The organism is Rhizobium sp. 01T417, from assembly GCF_056398905.1.
Window position 1 is genome coordinate 25,418 of record NZ_JBFTQH010000042.1, and the last position, 14,760, is coordinate 40,177.

A 14,760-nucleotide genomic window follows, 5' to 3' on the forward strand; every position below is an offset into this window, starting at 1 on the left:
GGATTTGTTTTCCGTGTACTTCAATCGGGAACTGGCGACCATGCAACGAGTTGTGCTTGAGTTCGCGCAAGGCTGCGGCAGCTAAAACCTTGTCATGTTCGCCGCCGGTGGGTTTGGTGATCGCGCAAGGCTCGCCTTATATTCTCCCACCGCCTGCAGCAGCGGCCCCAGAACCCAGTTGTACATCTCGCCGATATTGTGCTCCTCCTGTGGATCGGCCTCGATGTTGAACACTTGCGGATAACCGTTCATGGGTGCAGCACTCGCGCCAACGCCTCCCATCAACGTTGCGCCCCCTGCGCCGCTACGGCCCGGCGCCACGTTGACGAAATACGCACGGAACTGTTTCCAGCGGGCTGCGACCAATTCCGACCCGACGAAGGTCAGCAGATGATCACGGGCACCGTCGTCGTCCTCTCCCAGCAAGAGGCTGGTTTGATCCACACCGTCGATCGGCCGGTCATCCGGCACTTTGGCGCCGGCGATGTGAGCGAAGGTCGGGAAGAAATCCATGATCGAAAACATCGCGTACGAAGATCCCGGTTTGATCCGTTGCGGCCAGCGTATCGCCGCGGCCGTGCGTATCGCGCCTTCGCTGATCTCGCCAAGCGCACCACGATACGGTCCGGAACTGCCAATATCGGGCATGTCGCCGCCGAACCGGTTTGCGCCAGGGCCGTCCGGCCCATTGTCTGATGCAAAGACCACGATCGTATCCTGCTCAACGCCAAGGTCCTTGATTGCGTCAAGCATCGTTCCAACAATCGCGTCGCCCTCCATCAGGGAGTCTCCGAACTGACCAATCCGCGACGCGCCCTCGAACCGTTTCGAAGGCAGGTTCGGGAAGTGCGTGCGCGATATCGGCAGGTAAAGGAAGAACGGCTTGCCCGCCGATTTTTGCCGCTTCATGAAGTCGATGCCGTGATCCGCCAGCTCCCAATCGATTTCGCGGCGCACTTCCTCTGTGTACGGCTTCACGGATCTAAGTGGCTGGCCGCGGCTCGCTTCGACGATTTGTGGCCCCTTGTCGAGAGGGATATCGAGCGCGTTCGTCTGCTTTGCCTGCCGGATCATTCCAAATGCGTCCCAGGTATCGCCGGGCGGAATACCGTAGAATTCGTCGAAACCCTGGTTTTGCGGTTGACTGTAGGCTTGCGCACCGAGATGCCACTTGCCGAAGATTGCGGTCGCGTAGCCTGCGTCATGCAGCATTTCCGCCATCGTGACTTCGTTTGCCGGCAAGGAAAAAGACGTGCCCGGAACAGCAACCAACGACAGTCCGGAACGAATGGAATAGCGTCCTGTCATCAAGGCTGCGCGAGACGGCGTACAGGAGGGCTCGACCAGAAACTGCGTCAGTCGCAGCCCTTCGGAGGCAAGCTGGTCAATGCGCGGCGTCGGCGATCCACGCAAATTCCCGCCTCCGTAAACGCCAATGTCTCCGTAGCCGATATTGTCGCCGAGAATGAACACGATGTTCGGTTTTGCTGGCTGAGCGGATGCGGTTCCGGCAGAAAACGGATGCACGCTGAGGCAGGACGCCATTGCCAGTGCTTCGGCCATCGGCCGCCAGTGTCTAAGCCATTCCATATTAGACCTCCCTGTTAGCCTTCTGGCTGGTCAGTCTGCCTGAGCCTCGTGGCGGTCGGTCATCGAGCAAGAACTCACGATCCAATCGCCTTCTTCACCGCGTCGATAAGCCCGACCCCTGCGAAAGGCTTTCGCAGATAGGCGACACACCCGGCTTGTTCTGCCTTGGTTTTCAGGCGGGGGTCTTCGAGGGCGGTGATGAAAATCACCGGCAGTTTCGATCCTGCCTCTTTCAACTTGTGCTGCAATTCGATTCCGGACATGCCGCCGAGGTCGATGTCCAGTACGAGACAGTCGATCAGGATGTTTGGATCGCGACCGAGGAAGGCTTCGGCAGATTGGTACTCAATGGCCGGAAATCCGTAAGCGTAGAGCAGGCGTCCGACGCTTCGACGCAGGCTCGCATCATCATCGACAACAGCGACCGTGCCGCGCAGCTTTCCCACTATCATGCCCCCATCGTGACATTTCTCGAGATCCGCAGTTGGCACCCATTGTAGGCGCGTCGTCGAAAACTCGATATTGCCCTAAGGGGAAGGCGGCCCGTCACTTTGCGTCACACGTCGTACTTGTCCGTGGTCGAGCCCGATGTCCGCGGCAATCGAGACAGCCTCCGCAAGCGACCTTGCTCCGAGCTTCTCCATAACCTGATGACGGTGAACCTTTACCGTGCGCTCCGATATACCAAGGGCGTAGGCAATTTGCTTGTTGAGATGGCCACGGACAACAAGCCCAAACACTTCAGCTTCGCGGGCACTGAAGCCAGCCACCAAAGTCCTCATTTGCTGCCGGCGCTCATACTCGGTCCTGCGCCTCTCATACTGAGCCAACGCGCGCTGGATGGTTTCCATCAGGACCGCACCTGAACTCGGCTTCTCCAGGAAGTCTTGGGCGCCCGCTTTCATCGCGTCGACGCCGGCCTTTATGTCCCCTTGCCCCGTAAGAAACACAATCGGAAGCAGCGGTGCGAGCTCGGATAGTTGGTGCTGTACCTGCAAGCCGGACCGACCGGGCATCTGCAGGTCAAGAAGAACGCAGCCCGGCTCGCAGCCTGGAAGGCGGGCAAGAAACTCATCACCGGATTCATAGACCTCCACTGCGATGCCATAGGCGGAAAGCAGTCGTGCCGTTGCCGTGCGGTAAGATTCATCGTCATCGACGATATGGACGACCGGTTTCATGAGTGTCGCTCCCCGCCTCGGGCAAGCGGGAGCGCCACACGAAAGATTGCGCCACCTTCGGGTCGGTTGGTCGCAGAGATCGTTCCGCCGTAAGTCTCAACAATCGCGCGCGCGATGGAAAGGCCAAGACCCGTTCCAGCCTGCTTTGTCGTGTAGAACGGCTCGAAGATGCTGGACAGGCGTTCCTGCGGAATTCCGTTGCCCGTGTCGGCCACACAGAGCTCGGCTTTCTCCTTCACAACTCCTGTTGCCAGCGTCAGAATCCTGCTGTCGGACCCCGCCTCGGTCATGGCGTCCATCGCATTGGTCGCCAGGTTGAGGACAACCTGCTGCACATGAACCTTGTCTGCGCGCACCGGTAGCTCTGTCGTCGGCCGCTTTGTCTTGAGCGTGATCCCCCTGCGTTCCGCCTCTCCGTGAATGATGCTGATTGCGTTCGACGTGACATCGTTCAGGTCGAACTCCTGCCAGTCGATCTCGCTTCTTTTCTTGAGCAATCCTCTCATCCGGCCAATGATGTCGCCCGCACGCTGATCATCTGCCTGGATATCGAGAAGGATCTGGTGGATGAGCTGAAGGTCCGGGCTGTCATTTTGAAGCAGTACAGAGGCAGCCTCCGCGTTGTTTCTGATGGCCGACAGTGGCTGATTGAGTTCATGGGCAACGGAAGACGACAACGCCCCCGCCGTCGCAGACTGGTTCAGGTGGACAGCTTCGAGCAGGTGAAGTCGCGACCGGCTTTCTGCCTCCTTTCGACGGCGTCGCTCGAGAAGTAGGGCTGCGATGATGCCGGCCTGCATCAAAACGACACCAAACGCTCCTGTCACTGCCAGCCAGTGGCCTTCCCAGAGGCCCTTTTCCCTGTACATCTGGATGGTGCCCGCGGGCAGGTTCTTTTCCGCCAAGCCCCAACGCTTCAGTTGTCGCGCGTCGACGATGTAGGTCTGGGGCGCTTGAATATCCTTAATCGGCCTACCGGCAATGGCATCAAGGACTAGGTTGCCGACGGTCTGACCCAAGGTTTCAAATGTGACGGTATTGCCGCCGACGACCCCGTAGTTGATGTAGGTCTGGTAGGGGCCGTAAACCGGAGCACTGGCCGTTGCAGCAATTTTTCCTATCGCTTCGCGCGGTATGAAATTCCGCCCGGCCTGATCCTTGAAGACCGTCAACGCCAGTATGATGCTGTCGGTAGGGACTTCGGCTGCCCGTTCAATGAATTGCTCGATCGTCAGGTTTTCGAGGTAAGTCGTTTCGTACGACTTGGAGAATTCGGCGAGGTCGGCGCGCGCCGTTGCCAGCCAACCCTGGTCGAACTCAGATGAGCCGCCGATGATGTAGAGGTGACGGGCGCCGGGTTGCAGACCTCGCGCCATTTCCGCGGTCTTCAGAATGTCGAATGTCGTGAACGCGCCGATCACGTCATCGGGAAGGTCGATGTTTTCAGAGGTCGAGTTGCCGAAGCCGGCCGCCACTATCTTCGCGTCGGGAGCGATGCTTGCCCGGTTTGTCGAAATGAAACTAGCCGACTCCTTGCCCAGCGCGACAACGACGTCCGGGCGACGGATGGCATACTTCTCTGCCATGTACCGCCCCAGTCGCTGGACATGTTCAGCCTCCGGAAACCGCGACAGGTCCAGGAACTCGGAGAACAGATCGATCTTCCCACTGGTTGCTTCAAGGAGCCGGCCTCGCAGTGCTTCCCCGGCAGCCGTGGTCGCCGCGATCCTTTCGTCATATGGATAAAGTATGAGAACCCGCGGCGACCGATCGAGAGGCGGTGGAGTGGTTTGAGAGGCAGCGAATACGACCGAGGCCGTCAGAAAGAGCGGTGCCAGCAAGGCGCCAGCGCACCGCAATCGACCTTCCCCCTTGCCCGAGGCCATCGTCCAACTCCCAAAGCTCGCGCATGATAACACCTTGTCGCTGAAGTGTCATGCGTCGCCAAAGCCACTCATGGTTGCGCGGATTCCCCAAAGGGCAATATCGCGGAGGGAACGCTTTCGTTAGAGTCGATGCATGCCGGAAGAGAAGGAACGCGCAGCCCGCGCCACGCTTACCCTGGGGGTAAAAACAATGTTCCGCCACCTCGTCAACGCGCCACTCCACGTGGCTGCCGCCGTCATCTTTGGTGCGTTCGCCTTCGCAATATCCGCGTACGCCCAAAGTGATCCCCTGCCGTCCTGGAATGATACCGGGCCAAAATCGGCAATTGTGTCGTTCGTGGAGAGAGTGACAAAGCAGGGATCACCCGACTTCGTCCCGGAACCGGAACGGATCGCCGTCTTCGACAATGACGGGACCTTATGGGTCGAGCACCCCATGTACACCCAGCTTGCTTTTGCCCTTGACCGCGTGAAGACGCTTTCTCCGCAGCATCCGGAATGGCAGAACGTCCAGCCATTCAAGGCCGTGCTCGACGGCGACATGGAGACACTCGCCGCGTCAGGGGAAAAGGGTCTGCTAGAACTCATCATGGTGACACATGCGGGAATGACCACATCTGATTTTGAGAAGGTGGTGACCGACTGGCTTTCGACGGCCCGCGACCCGAAGTTCAAACGACCCTACACGGAACTCGTATACGAACCGATGGTCGAGCTGCTTTCCTACTTGCGCGCCAACGGCTTCAAGACGTTCATCGTGTCGGGCGGCGGGGTTGAGTTCATGCGGCCATGGACGGAGAAGGTCTACGGCGTCCCCCCGGAGCAGGTCATCGGCTCCTCGATCAAGACGCAGTTCAAGATGCAGGACGACACGCCGACCTTGTATCGTCTGCCGGAAGTCAACTTCATCGACGACAAGGCCGGCAAGCCGGTTGGGATYAACCAGGGGATCGGTCGTCGTCCCATCGCAGCCTTCGGCAATTCCGACGGCGATCTCGAAATGCTGCAGTGGACGACAATGGCAGGTGCGCCTGCGCGTCTCGGGGTCCTCATTCACCACACCGATGAGGAACGTGAATACGCCTATGACCGCAAGAGCGAATTCGGCCGCCTCGACAAGGCGCTCGATGCGGCCGCGATCACAGGCTGGACCGTCGTCGACATGAAGGCCGACTGGAAAAAAATCTTCAAGGACTAAGCGGCTCTGCTGTTTGGGAGATCGCTACACCAGAAGTCTCAGACTTCAAAACGGGGCGTGGAAGGTGATGCAAGACTGCCCCGTTCCAACTGCGAGGACACATCCATGAAACTCGACCGATTGACTACGCTCATCCTGCTCGGAAGTGTTGCCTTGAGCCCCGCCGCCTTCGCCCAGGACGCACCGAAGAAGCCGCACGTGCCGTTGGAGAAGACGATTGGCGTGGTCACGCCGACAGGGCCGGTCCCCTCATTGGCGGTGCTCAATTCGTCTGGCGCGAAAATGGAAAGCGGCAAGCTCATTCTGACCGGCGTGTCGGCCAATTCGATCGTCTTTGCCGATCGGCCGGTTCGGGCCGCAGGGCATGTGACGACCGAACAATTCATCATGCAGTGGGATGACGGCAAGGACAACTTTGCGGTCGACCCTCCGAACGCAACGGTGTCGGTTCTGGGCGGCGACGGTTCAGATGTCAGCGACGCTGTCGTGACGCTCAAGACCCCTAAACTGGATGGGACGACGCTCACCTTCGATATAACCGTTCTGGAGGGCAGCCTTAATGGTGCCTCCGGACCGGCAGCCCTCTTCATCGATCATTTCGGTGGTGGTGGCGGAGGGTTCGGTGGTGGAGGATTCGGCGGCGGAGGATTCCACGGAGGAGACTTTGCCGGTGGTAGCTTCGGCGGCGGAGGCAGATTCGGAGGAGACATGCGCGGAGGAGACTTTGCGGGCGGTTTCCGGGGGGACGACGTCCATGTCGGCGACACCAACATTAACCGTGTGGGAGGTACATACTGGCATGCGCCCGTCTATCACGGTGCCTGGTATCGTGGTGCTCCGGTTGCCGCGGGCGTGGTTGCAGGCGCTGCGGTGGGCGCGGCCGCAGCGCGACCCTACTACTACAACTCCTACTACAACGGTCAGCAATGTGGGTACTATCCGTTCCCCCCTTGCTATTGATCCCCAGCAAGGGACACGTCACCTTCGTGGCGTGTCCCTGCCGTCAGGAAAGCAAGACTGAGGCCAACAAGCCACAGTTTCAGGCATTCTGTGGCTCCAGCAAGTCCGAATAGCCGTTTCGGCTTGCCGAACTCCAATCCCGTCACGCACTGTCGACCCGGAAGCAATGCTGAGCGGTAAACGAGATCGGGGGATTCTCATGAAAACCATTCACTTGCCTGCGATCGTCATGCTCGCAGTCCTGTCGACCACATCGCTCGGCGATGCGGCTGATCTCACGCCCCTGGCACCCGAAGCGAAAACGGTGGAGACCCGCAGCGGCTGGGAGTTCACCGTGGCGCCCTACTTCTGGGCTGCCGGAATTTCCGGGAACGTGCGCCAATTCGGGCTTCCCGAGGTCAAGATCGATGCCGATTTTGGCGACATTTTCGACAATCTCGACTTCGCGTTCATGGCTACGGCCGAGGCACGTTATGACCGCTACAGCATTGTCGGCGACATCATCTACGTCAAGCTGGGGGCCGATGCGCACACGCCGCGCGGCATCTTCGCCGATAGCGTCGGAGTGACGTCGGAGACCTTTGCAGGCCTTCTGGGCGTGGGCTACGCCGTACTCGAAGATCAGAATGGCCACCTCGACGTGTTCGGCGGCATGAAGGTCTGGTCGGTTGAGACCGACATCACCTTCAACGGCGGACTTCTGGCCGGAGTGGAGCGGGATGACAGTGCCACGTGGGTGGACGCGGTCGTGGGCCTGCGCGGAAACTACTTCTTCACCCCCGAAATCTATGTCACGGGATGGGGGCTGGTGGGCGGTGGCGGCGCCGACGTTGACTGGGACGTGGGCCTCGGCCTCGGCTACAAGTTCAACGACACCATATCGGCAGTGGCCGGATACCGAGCCATAGGCGTCAATTACGAGGACGACGGTTTTGTCTTCGACGTCGTCCAGCAGGGGCCGATCCTAGGGGTGGCCTTCCACTTCTAGTGAAGGCGAACGGATCCGCACAGTTCGAGGTATCACCGCAACTGACGATCTTTGTGCTCGCCTTGGGAGAGCCTGATGTCCTGCAGGAACCGGAACAGGGATCCAGCCAGAAAGCAAAGCGACGCGATGAAAAGCACGGCGGCGCCTGGTTCGTGGCGGTACCCCAAGAATGCCACGACAAAGCCGAAGAGGAGTAACAGCGTCACCCCGATCCCGGCAAGGACAGCGAGGTGCAAGGCACTGTTCAAGAGCAGCTCCCGCTGCCTGAGTACGCCGATCTCCTGCTTTAGCCTGGCTCGAACGAGGTCAGCTTCATCGATCTCACGGAGGTTTCTGATCCGCTCGGTAACGGAGGAGATCCGATTGACGAGCACGGCCACCATCGCCGCGACGCCGTTGAGCATGAACGCGGGCGCCACCGCGTGATTGATCATTGTTGAAAGCTGATCGGCCTCGACTGACATCAGGCACCCTCGATCTCGACGGACGAACAATGCGCCGCTACGGAATGACATTGACGGCGCGCGCAGCCACGAGCACGAGCGTCAACAGAGCAATGGCACTTTCGATCATCATCAGTCCCTTCGCACGTCTTGTCAGCGGCAGCACGTCGGTGGGACTGAAGGCAGCCGCCGTATTGAACGCGAGGGAAAGATAGTCAACGTAGAGCGGTCGCCAGTCCGGCGCGGCTAGTTCGGGTGCCGAGGTCTGGGGAAAAAGCCAGTCGGGTCGTCCTGCCATGCTACGCGCGAGGCGCGCGGGACCACCCGCGTCGATCTGCCAGTAGAGCAGGGAGAAGGTCAGGACGTTGGTGATCCAGATCGTAAAGGATGACGTCAACAGCGAAACCGAACGCGTCTCGGGCGGATGCACGGTGATGATCCCGACCATGTCGCCAAGCTCCGCTGCCGTATTCCCCGCGTAGACACCGGCGAGCAGCATGATCGCGACATGCTCGACCCGCAGCCACACGGCATTGTCGCTGGAAAGCGTGACAAGGACCATCGGCACAATGGCTGCCACCAGAACCGCGTATGATATCCACCGTGGCAGGGCGTAGACGTGATGCGGCAGCACCTCCAGAAAGGCAAACACTCCGAGGATTGCCAGCACCGGAGCCCACCGCGGTTCATCATGATCTGCTTGGGTGAAATCGCTCATCGTTCGGCCCTCTGCAGCCCTTGGGCATACCGATGTAGCGGCCGCCATGTGGCGTCCGCTACAAATGTCGCTATTCGCCTGCGCGTCAGTCGTGACCAGTCTTCATTTCGCGGACCTGCTGCATCACTTGCTCCAGATTATAGCTTGCAGGGCTCTGAAGCGGCGGAAAGTCGATGTAGGTCTCGAGATGCTTCAGCCACAACTGCTGGCCGATGGGCAGGATATTCCAGTCATAGACATAGGCGGTGGACGGTGACGCGATGGCCCCGCCTGTACCGAAGAGCGTCTTCAACTGTTGTCCGACCGAGGTTTCGAACGGGTCGCGCTTGATGTTGACGACCTGCGTCCAGGCGTAAGGCTGCACGCCGCCGATGAATCCAGCCGGATCGTCTGACACCATGGCGAAGTACATCTTCCAGTTCTTGTAGCGGACTGCCGACGGCTCCTTGCCGGAATAGTACAGGAACGAGTCGCGCTTGGATGGCGACTTGCCTTCCAGGAAGTCGCGCTGATCGATCCCGTCGAGCGTGGTCTTGACGATTCCAGGATACTTGCCTGCCTCGATCTCTTTTTTCAGGCCGTCCCCCTTGGGCCCACCGGCGATATTCACAAACGTCGGCAGCCAGTCAAGGGCCGAGAACATCTCGTTTTTGACTGTACCAGGCTCGATGTGCCCCGGCCAGCGAACCACGAGCGGTGCACGCATGCCGCCTTCCCAAGTGCTGAGCTTTCCGCCCTTGAACGGAGTGGTGCCGCCGTCCGGGAACGTGATCGTCTCGGCGCCGTTATCGGTGGTGAAGACGACGATGGTATTGTCGAGTTCGCCCATCTCCTCGAGCCTCTTCAAGACGTAGCCGATGTTGTCGTCCATCTGCTTCATCCCGGCTTCGTTGACGCCCCAGTCCTTGCCGCCCTGCTCACCCACCATGTTCAGGTACTTGTCCGGCAGGACTGTGGTGATGTGCATGCGCGCGGGGTTGTACCAGACGAAGAACGGCTTGTTGGTCTTCTTCGGGTCGTTGCGGTCGAGGAAATCGATGACCTTGGCGGAGATCTCTTCGTCAACCGTCTTGGAGCGCTCGAGCGTTAGTGGCCCTGCGTCCTTGCATGACTGGTTGGCCGGGGACCCGTCGGAGGATGTGCACGCGAGCATTGGACGCGGCGGCGTCAGGCAGGTCGTGGTTTTTGCATCCACCGCCGCCGGATCTTCCGCCATGCCAGGAATGGGCGTGTTCCTGCAAGGTGGCGCGATCCCCTGCTCGGTTGAGGTCTTGTTGATATCGGGGAAGCTCACCCCCTGCATGGCGTCGAGGTGATAGAGATAGCCCCAAAATTCCTGGAACCCGTGCGCCGTCGGCAGGGATTCGGTGGTATCTCCGAGATGGTTCTTGCCGAACTCACCTGTGGAGTAGCCGAGATCATACAGGAACTTGGCGAGGTGAGGCGTGCCGGCCCGCAGGTAGGACGGACTTCCGGGGATCTCCGGCAGAACCATGCCGACGCGCACCGGCTGCATGCCGGTAATGAACGCGGTCCGCCCTGCCGTGCAGCTCTGCTCGGCATAGTAGGTCATGAACTTCGCGCCTTCCCGGCCGATGCGGTCGATATTGGGGGTTTCACCGACCGCGAGGCCTTGGTGATAGATGCTCGGCTGCATCCATCCGATGTCGTCTCCCATGATGAACAGGATGTTGGGCTTCCTCTCCTCCTGCGCATGTATTGTCGCGGTACTCGCAAGCAGGCTGCCCGCGACCGCCATTGCGGTTGTTATCAGCTTCGTGGTCCGTCTCATTTCGAATGCCTCCCTCTGGGGGCCGCCTCGATGACGGCCAAGGTTGGTTGAAAGACGAGTCAAAGCAAAAGAGGGTTTTCTCGGCGGCGCCCAGTTCACTACCCAATGGCTGGTCTGCTCCGGTAAAGACGCGGCTCACGGCCGTGGGTGACCCTCGACTTGCAGAAGAGGACTTCCACTCTTCCAACCATTTTCTACAGTGTATTAGAGGGGGCAGATATTGCCCTTTAGGGAATCGCCGTGATCAACCGCTGTGCTTGCCAGCGATGGAAGCCGTCAGCGACGACGCATTCCTTGCGAGCGCGACGTGCCTCCCCAAGGGGTAAAGGCGGCGACCGAAGTGAGGCAAACGTCACAACGCCGGAACGTCTGGGCTGATCGGAGGGGGTGACCAAGCCGGACGCCGGTTCCCGCCATTCCTCGTATAATTCCGGTGACAGTAGGCAAAAGTAAGCCTTTAGCCTGTCGGCCAGCGGATGCCGGCGACACGGGCCGCAGGGAACAAATCCCTGGAAAAAGTGGTGGGCCCAGAGGAAGCGTCCACCATCGCCTAAAGCCATAGAAACCGGGCCTTGAAGGCGATGCTTATCGTGTCTCCGCCATGCTCGCAAAGAACGCCGCGATGCCAGGCCCGTTGCTGCTTACACAATCCGCTTCGACAGAGCAGCTCGAGCGCGATCCGGATGCTTACTGCCTCAACTGGCTTCTGGAAGAGGTATCCACTTCGATCAATGCCGCCGCGGCCGCGGTATTGCCAGCCTTGTCGATCGGCTAGGCGGATCGACGAAACCAGGGCGGTTCAAATCTTGTCAGGAACGCCAATCTCGATTTGGAGGTCGTCGTCCGCTACGAAGTGGTTCGATTGGCTTTGTGTCATCGGGCACGGGAGCGAAAAGCTCCGAGATATCACATGAAAGAGCCGTTGCAATTTTCTCGAGCGTGACCACTGTCGGGTTTTTGCTGCCGCGTTCGAGGTGCCCCGCATAAGAGCGCTCGATATCAGCCGTAAGCGCAAGATCATCTTGCGAGATTCCTTTAGAAACTCGCAAACGCCGAAGATTCATTGCTACTCTCTGCCGTGCATCCATGGCGGAAAACACAACATTTGACAATCTATGAAACCACGTATTATAAAACTACGAAAGCAATCTAAGCGTGAATCACCGAACGCAGCACATCGTTGGAGTTTGCTAGCACAAGTGGATAGCCTTCATGGAATTACGCCAACTCACTTATTTCAAAGCGGTGGCCGAGGAACTGCACTTCGGCCGGGCGGCTGCCAGGATGCACATTGCCCAGCCGGCACTCAGCAATCATGTGATGTCGCTGGAAAGGGAGCTTGGCTGTCCGCTGTTCATCCGCTCGACCAGAAGGGTGGAACTGACCAGGGCAGGGGAGACCTTTTACGATCGCTGTGTGCGGATTTTGAGCGACATCGACCTGACCACCGAACTGACGCGGGCAGCCGGCGGCAGCCGCATCCGCCAGATCAGGATCGGCAGCATCTACCCGGCCACCATGGGCATGCTGCCAACCTTCCTTGCCAAGATCGCCCGCAAGTATCCCGATGTCCGCATCCACATCGCGTCGGGCAATACCGGCGAGATCATCCGCGGCCTGGAGACCGGGCAGCTCAATYTRGGCTTCATCCGCCCGGTGGAAAACATCGGCTCCTTGCGCTTCGTCTCGCTTGCGCATGAGCGCTACTACCTGGCGGTTGGCCATGCCAATCCACTGGTAGCCAGGGACGAGATCAGCATCGATGATCTGCGCACTCAGAAGATCATCGCCTTCAACCGGCAGAACCTGTCYTTTWCSGAACGATACTTCAATGAGAAGTTCGCCGAATACGACCTCACCGCCAACATTGCCTTCAGCTGCGATGACACCTATGCGCTGGTGTCGCTGGTCTCTGCAGGGCTTGGCATCGGCTTTGCGCCGGAATGGACGCTTGATCTTCCCAATCGCGGCTTTGAGCTGAAGAAGGTAAGCGGGATCGACTTCCGGATCGGGCTTGGGATCGCCTGGAACAAGGAAGATCCAACCGCTGGCCGCGACGATATTGTCGACATCGCACGGTCGCTGGCAAGGCGCGGCTGACAGCATAGCGTAACCGGATGCCAGCGACGGTCGGTGAAGGGCAAACTGGTTAGCGGTGGCCGAGGCCAATCGCACTTAGCGACGTGCTACCGCCGGCCTGAATACAAGGAGGCTGAGGATCTCGAACAGCATCTGAGCGCCAGCGTGTGCCGTATTCGTCGTGCTGTCGTATTGCGACGATACCTCAACGAGATCGGCGCCGACGAAGTTCAGCCCCTTTAGTCCGCGCAGCATCTCCAGTGCCTCTCGACTGGTCAGGCGCCGATCTCGGGCGTCCTGTGCCGGGGGCAAAGGCAGGGTCGAGACTGTCAATATCGAAGGAGAGGTAGGTGGGGCCGTCGGCAACCACCGGCCGGGCCTTCTCGACGATCGCCGAAATGCCCATCGCTGATATTTTCCCCGCGTGAATAACCGTCATCCCGGACTCATAGGAGAACTCCCAGAGGTATTCAGCTGACCCGCGGATGCCTATCTGAATAGTCCTGGTCGGATCGAGAACACCATTCAGCACCGCGTTACGCATCGGGCCACCGCCCGCTGTCTCGTCATGCCAGCCTGCTGATTGGGCACTATGAAAAGTTGGGCTTGCGCGAGAGGCGGCGGGATCACAGATTGAGGCATCACCATAAGCAAAGGACGGGAACGATGAGCGGCAATTTCTTTCAACCGGTCGATGCTGCCGAAGTTCCGCGCTTTGCCGGACATTCAACCTTCATGCGTCTGCCCGCCGTGCAGACCGCGATCGGGCTTGATATCGCCCTTGTCGGCATTCCCTGGGACGGCGGGACGACGAACAGGGCAGGCGCACGGCACGGGCCGCGGGAGGTTCGCAATCAGTCAAGCCTCATGCGGCGCGTACACCATGTCTCGGGCACCGCGCCTTTCAGCATCGCCAACGTCGCAGATGTAGGCGATCTTTCCGTGAACCCGATCGATCTTGCCGACGGCCTCGATCGCATCAGAAAGGGAATGGGTACGATTGTCGCCGCCGGTGCCATTCCGCTATCGGTCGGGGGAGACCATTTGACGACGCTGCCCGTGCTACGGGCCGTCGCAAAAGACAGACCGGTCGGCCTGATTCATTTTGATGCGCACTCTGACACCAACGATCGCTATTTCGGTGACAACCCCTATACGCATGGAACGCCGTTCCGTCGTGCGATCGAGGAGGGGCTGCTCGACCCGAAGCGAATCGTTCAGATCGGAATTCGAGGGTCGATCTATGATCCGGGCGAGCATGACTGGGCAAAAGAGCAGGGCATCAGGATCATCTACATGGAGGAGTTTGTCACCCGCGGCGCAGACGACGTGATGCGCGAGGCGCGAGAAATCGCCGGTGGTCTGCCGACTTACGTTACCTTTGATATCGACTGCATCGATCCATCCATGGCGCCGGGAACCGGAACACCCGAGGCCGGCGGCTTCACGACCCGTGAGGCGCAGCAAATGATCCGTCTGCTTGACGGAGTTGAGATCGTGGGCGCCGACGTTGTCGAAGTCGCGCCGCCATTTGACCTCGCCGGCATGACGGCACTTGCCGGTGCCACCATGATGTTCGAACTTCTCTGCGTCATTGCCAAGCAGGTTGGTGTTCGGCGCGATGCTGGCGGCGCCCCCGATCACCGGCCATCCGCTCGCTAGGGGCGGATGCCGGCCTCGCCCGATAGCCGTCGGTAGCCGCCACGCCAGTAGAGCAACGGCTCGACATCGTCACGCGTTTTAATCGCGCAAACGTGACCGATAAGGATCGCGTGCGAATGGTGGTTGAGTACCGTTTCAAGTTCGCAGTCGATAACCGTCAGCGCATCTTTCAGCGCGGGCGTGCCGGTCGAAAGACTATACCATTGCGCGTCCTGATAGCGCTCGACCCCTCGCCGCCCATCGAAGCCGGCGAAGGACTGCGC

At 59.6% G+C, this 14,760-nt stretch carries 14 protein-coding genes and 2 pseudogenes; 6 read left to right on the plus strand and 10 right to left on the minus strand.

What is annotated here, in order from left to right; genetic code table 11:
• Positions 1 to 81 precede the first annotated feature (81 nt).
• The 4 genes from AC1DPR_RS26970 to AC1DPR_RS26985 form a co-directional block, all read right to left on the minus strand.
• Positions 82 to 1,590 carry an arylsulfatase gene (locus tag AC1DPR_RS26970; RefSeq protein WP_477817552.1) on the minus strand — a complete coding sequence of 503 codons (1,509 nt, stop codon included), beginning with the start codon at positions 1,588 to 1,590 and terminating at the stop codon, positions 82 to 84.
• 74 nt (positions 1,591 to 1,664) lie between these two features.
• Positions 1,665 to 2,036, minus strand: a complete 372-nt coding sequence (locus AC1DPR_RS26975; protein ID WP_026372192.1) for a response regulator transcription factor — start codon at positions 2,034 to 2,036, stop codon at positions 1,665 to 1,667.
• An 81-nt stretch (positions 2,037 to 2,117) separates the two neighbouring features.
• Positions 2,118 to 2,771: a response regulator transcription factor gene (locus tag AC1DPR_RS26980; protein WP_169684174.1), complete on the minus strand. Its 654-nt coding sequence runs from the start codon at positions 2,769 to 2,771 to the stop codon at positions 2,118 to 2,120.
• Positions 2,768 to 4,657 (minus strand): sensor histidine kinase, encoded by a 1,890-nt coding sequence (locus tag AC1DPR_RS26985; protein WP_477817553.1) that lies wholly within the window; start codon positions 4,655 to 4,657, stop codon positions 2,768 to 2,770. The genes AC1DPR_RS26980 and AC1DPR_RS26985 overlap by 4 nt, the downstream gene beginning before the upstream one ends.
• A 190-nt stretch (positions 4,658 to 4,847) precedes the next feature.
• On the opposite strand from AC1DPR_RS26985, the gene AC1DPR_RS26990 reads away from it, so the two are divergent.
• From AC1DPR_RS26990 to AC1DPR_RS27000, 3 genes are all read left to right on the plus strand, one after another.
• Positions 4,848 to 5,855, plus strand: a complete 1,008-nt coding sequence (locus AC1DPR_RS26990; RefSeq protein ID WP_477817561.1) for an HAD family hydrolase — start codon at positions 4,848 to 4,850, stop codon at positions 5,853 to 5,855.
• Positions 5,856 to 5,960: 105 nt separating this feature from the next.
• Complete coding sequence (locus tag AC1DPR_RS26995) at positions 5,961 to 6,815, plus strand: hypothetical protein (protein ID WP_477817554.1); 855 nt, start codon at positions 5,961 to 5,963, stop codon at positions 6,813 to 6,815.
• 199 nt (positions 6,816 to 7,014) lie between these two features.
• Entirely contained in the window at positions 7,015 to 7,803 is a 789-nt protein-coding gene (locus tag AC1DPR_RS27000; protein WP_477817555.1) for a hypothetical protein, read from the plus strand.
• A 32-nt stretch (positions 7,804 to 7,835) separates the two neighbouring features.
• Here the strand turns inward: AC1DPR_RS27000 and AC1DPR_RS27005 are convergent, their stop codons facing one another.
• The 3 genes from AC1DPR_RS27005 to AC1DPR_RS27015 all read right to left on the minus strand — a co-directional run bounded on the left by AC1DPR_RS27005 (position 7,836) and on the right by AC1DPR_RS27015 (position 10,723).
• Positions 7,836 to 8,267: a DUF2721 domain-containing protein gene (locus tag AC1DPR_RS27005; RefSeq protein ID WP_477817556.1), complete on the minus strand. Its 432-nt coding sequence runs from the start codon at positions 8,265 to 8,267 to the stop codon at positions 7,836 to 7,838.
• Between the two features lie 37 nt (positions 8,268 to 8,304).
• Positions 8,305 to 8,964: a hypothetical protein gene (locus tag AC1DPR_RS27010; protein WP_477817557.1), complete on the minus strand. Its 660-nt coding sequence runs from the start codon at positions 8,962 to 8,964 to the stop codon at positions 8,305 to 8,307.
• 85 nt (positions 8,965 to 9,049) lie between these two features.
• Complete coding sequence (locus tag AC1DPR_RS27015) at positions 9,050 to 10,723, minus strand: arylsulfatase (protein ID WP_192241331.1); 1,674 nt, start codon at positions 10,721 to 10,723, stop codon at positions 9,050 to 9,052.
• Between the two features lie 604 nt (positions 10,724 to 11,327).
• On the opposite strand from AC1DPR_RS27015, the pseudogene AC1DPR_RS27020 reads away from it, so the two are divergent.
• Positions 11,328 to 11,531: pseudogene (locus tag AC1DPR_RS27020) on the plus strand (hypothetical protein); the annotation flags it as partial.
• A 34-nt stretch (positions 11,532 to 11,565) separates the two neighbouring features.
• On the opposite strand, the gene AC1DPR_RS27025 reads toward AC1DPR_RS27020, so the two are convergent.
• Complete coding sequence (locus AC1DPR_RS27025) at positions 11,566 to 11,844, minus strand: helix-turn-helix domain-containing protein (protein WP_169684184.1); 279 nt, start codon at positions 11,842 to 11,844, stop codon at positions 11,566 to 11,568.
• Positions 11,845 to 11,968: 124 nt separating this feature from the next.
• On the opposite strand from AC1DPR_RS27025, the gene AC1DPR_RS27030 reads away from it, so the two are divergent.
• Positions 11,969 to 12,856: a LysR family transcriptional regulator gene (locus AC1DPR_RS27030; RefSeq protein WP_477817558.1), complete on the plus strand. Its 888-nt coding sequence runs from the start codon at positions 11,969 to 11,971 to the stop codon at positions 12,854 to 12,856.
• Positions 12,857 to 12,931: 75 nt separating this feature from the next.
• Here the strand turns inward: AC1DPR_RS27030 and AC1DPR_RS27035 are convergent.
• Positions 12,932 to 13,388 (minus strand): annotated as a pseudogene (locus tag AC1DPR_RS27035) (arginase family protein); the annotation flags it as partial.
• Between the two features lie 113 nt (positions 13,389 to 13,501).
• Here AC1DPR_RS27035 and speB point away from each other — a divergent pair.
• Positions 13,502 to 14,497 (plus strand): agmatinase, encoded by a 996-nt coding sequence (gene speB, locus AC1DPR_RS27040; protein WP_477817559.1) that lies wholly within the window; start codon positions 13,502 to 13,504, stop codon positions 14,495 to 14,497.
• On the opposite strand, the gene AC1DPR_RS27045 is transcribed toward speB, so the two are convergent.
• Positions 14,494 to 14,760: flavin reductase family protein (locus AC1DPR_RS27045; protein WP_477817560.1), on the minus strand; the 267-nt coding region annotated here is incomplete at its 5' end. The genes speB and AC1DPR_RS27045 overlap by 4 nt on opposite strands.

Bases quoted from the DNA above. Each gene is read 5' to 3' on its own strand.
- speB (WP_477817559.1), top strand. From the start codon at position 13,502: ATGAGCGGCAATTTCTTTCAACCGGTCGATGCTGCCGAAGTTCCGCGC.
- AC1DPR_RS27000 (WP_477817555.1), top strand. From the start codon at position 7,015: ATGAAAACCATTCACTTGCCTGCGATCGTCATGCTCGCAGTCCTGTCG.
- AC1DPR_RS27010 (WP_477817557.1), bottom strand. From the start codon at position 8,964: ATGAGCGATTTCACCCAAGCAGATCATGATGAACCGCGGTGGGCTCCG.
- AC1DPR_RS26980 (WP_169684174.1), bottom strand. From the start codon at position 2,771: ATGAAACCGGTCGTCCATATCGTCGATGACGATGAATCTTACCGCACG.
- AC1DPR_RS26970 (WP_477817552.1), bottom strand. From the start codon at position 1,590: ATGGAATGGCTTAGACACTGGCGGCCGATGGCCGAAGCACTGGCAATG.
- AC1DPR_RS27015 (WP_192241331.1), bottom strand. From the start codon at position 10,723: ATGGCGGTCGCGGGCAGCCTGCTTGCGAGTACCGCGACAATACATGCG.
- AC1DPR_RS26995 (WP_477817554.1), top strand. From the start codon at position 5,961: ATGAAACTCGACCGATTGACTACGCTCATCCTGCTCGGAAGTGTTGCC.
- AC1DPR_RS27025 (WP_169684184.1), bottom strand. From the start codon at position 11,844: ATGGATGCACGGCAGAGAGTAGCAATGAATCTTCGGCGTTTGCGAGTT.
- AC1DPR_RS26985 (WP_477817553.1), bottom strand. From the start codon at position 4,657: ATGGCCTCGGGCAAGGGGGAAGGTCGATTGCGGTGCGCTGGCGCCTTG.
- AC1DPR_RS27005 (WP_477817556.1), bottom strand. From the start codon at position 8,267: ATGTCAGTCGAGGCCGATCAGCTTTCAACAATGATCAATCACGCGGTG.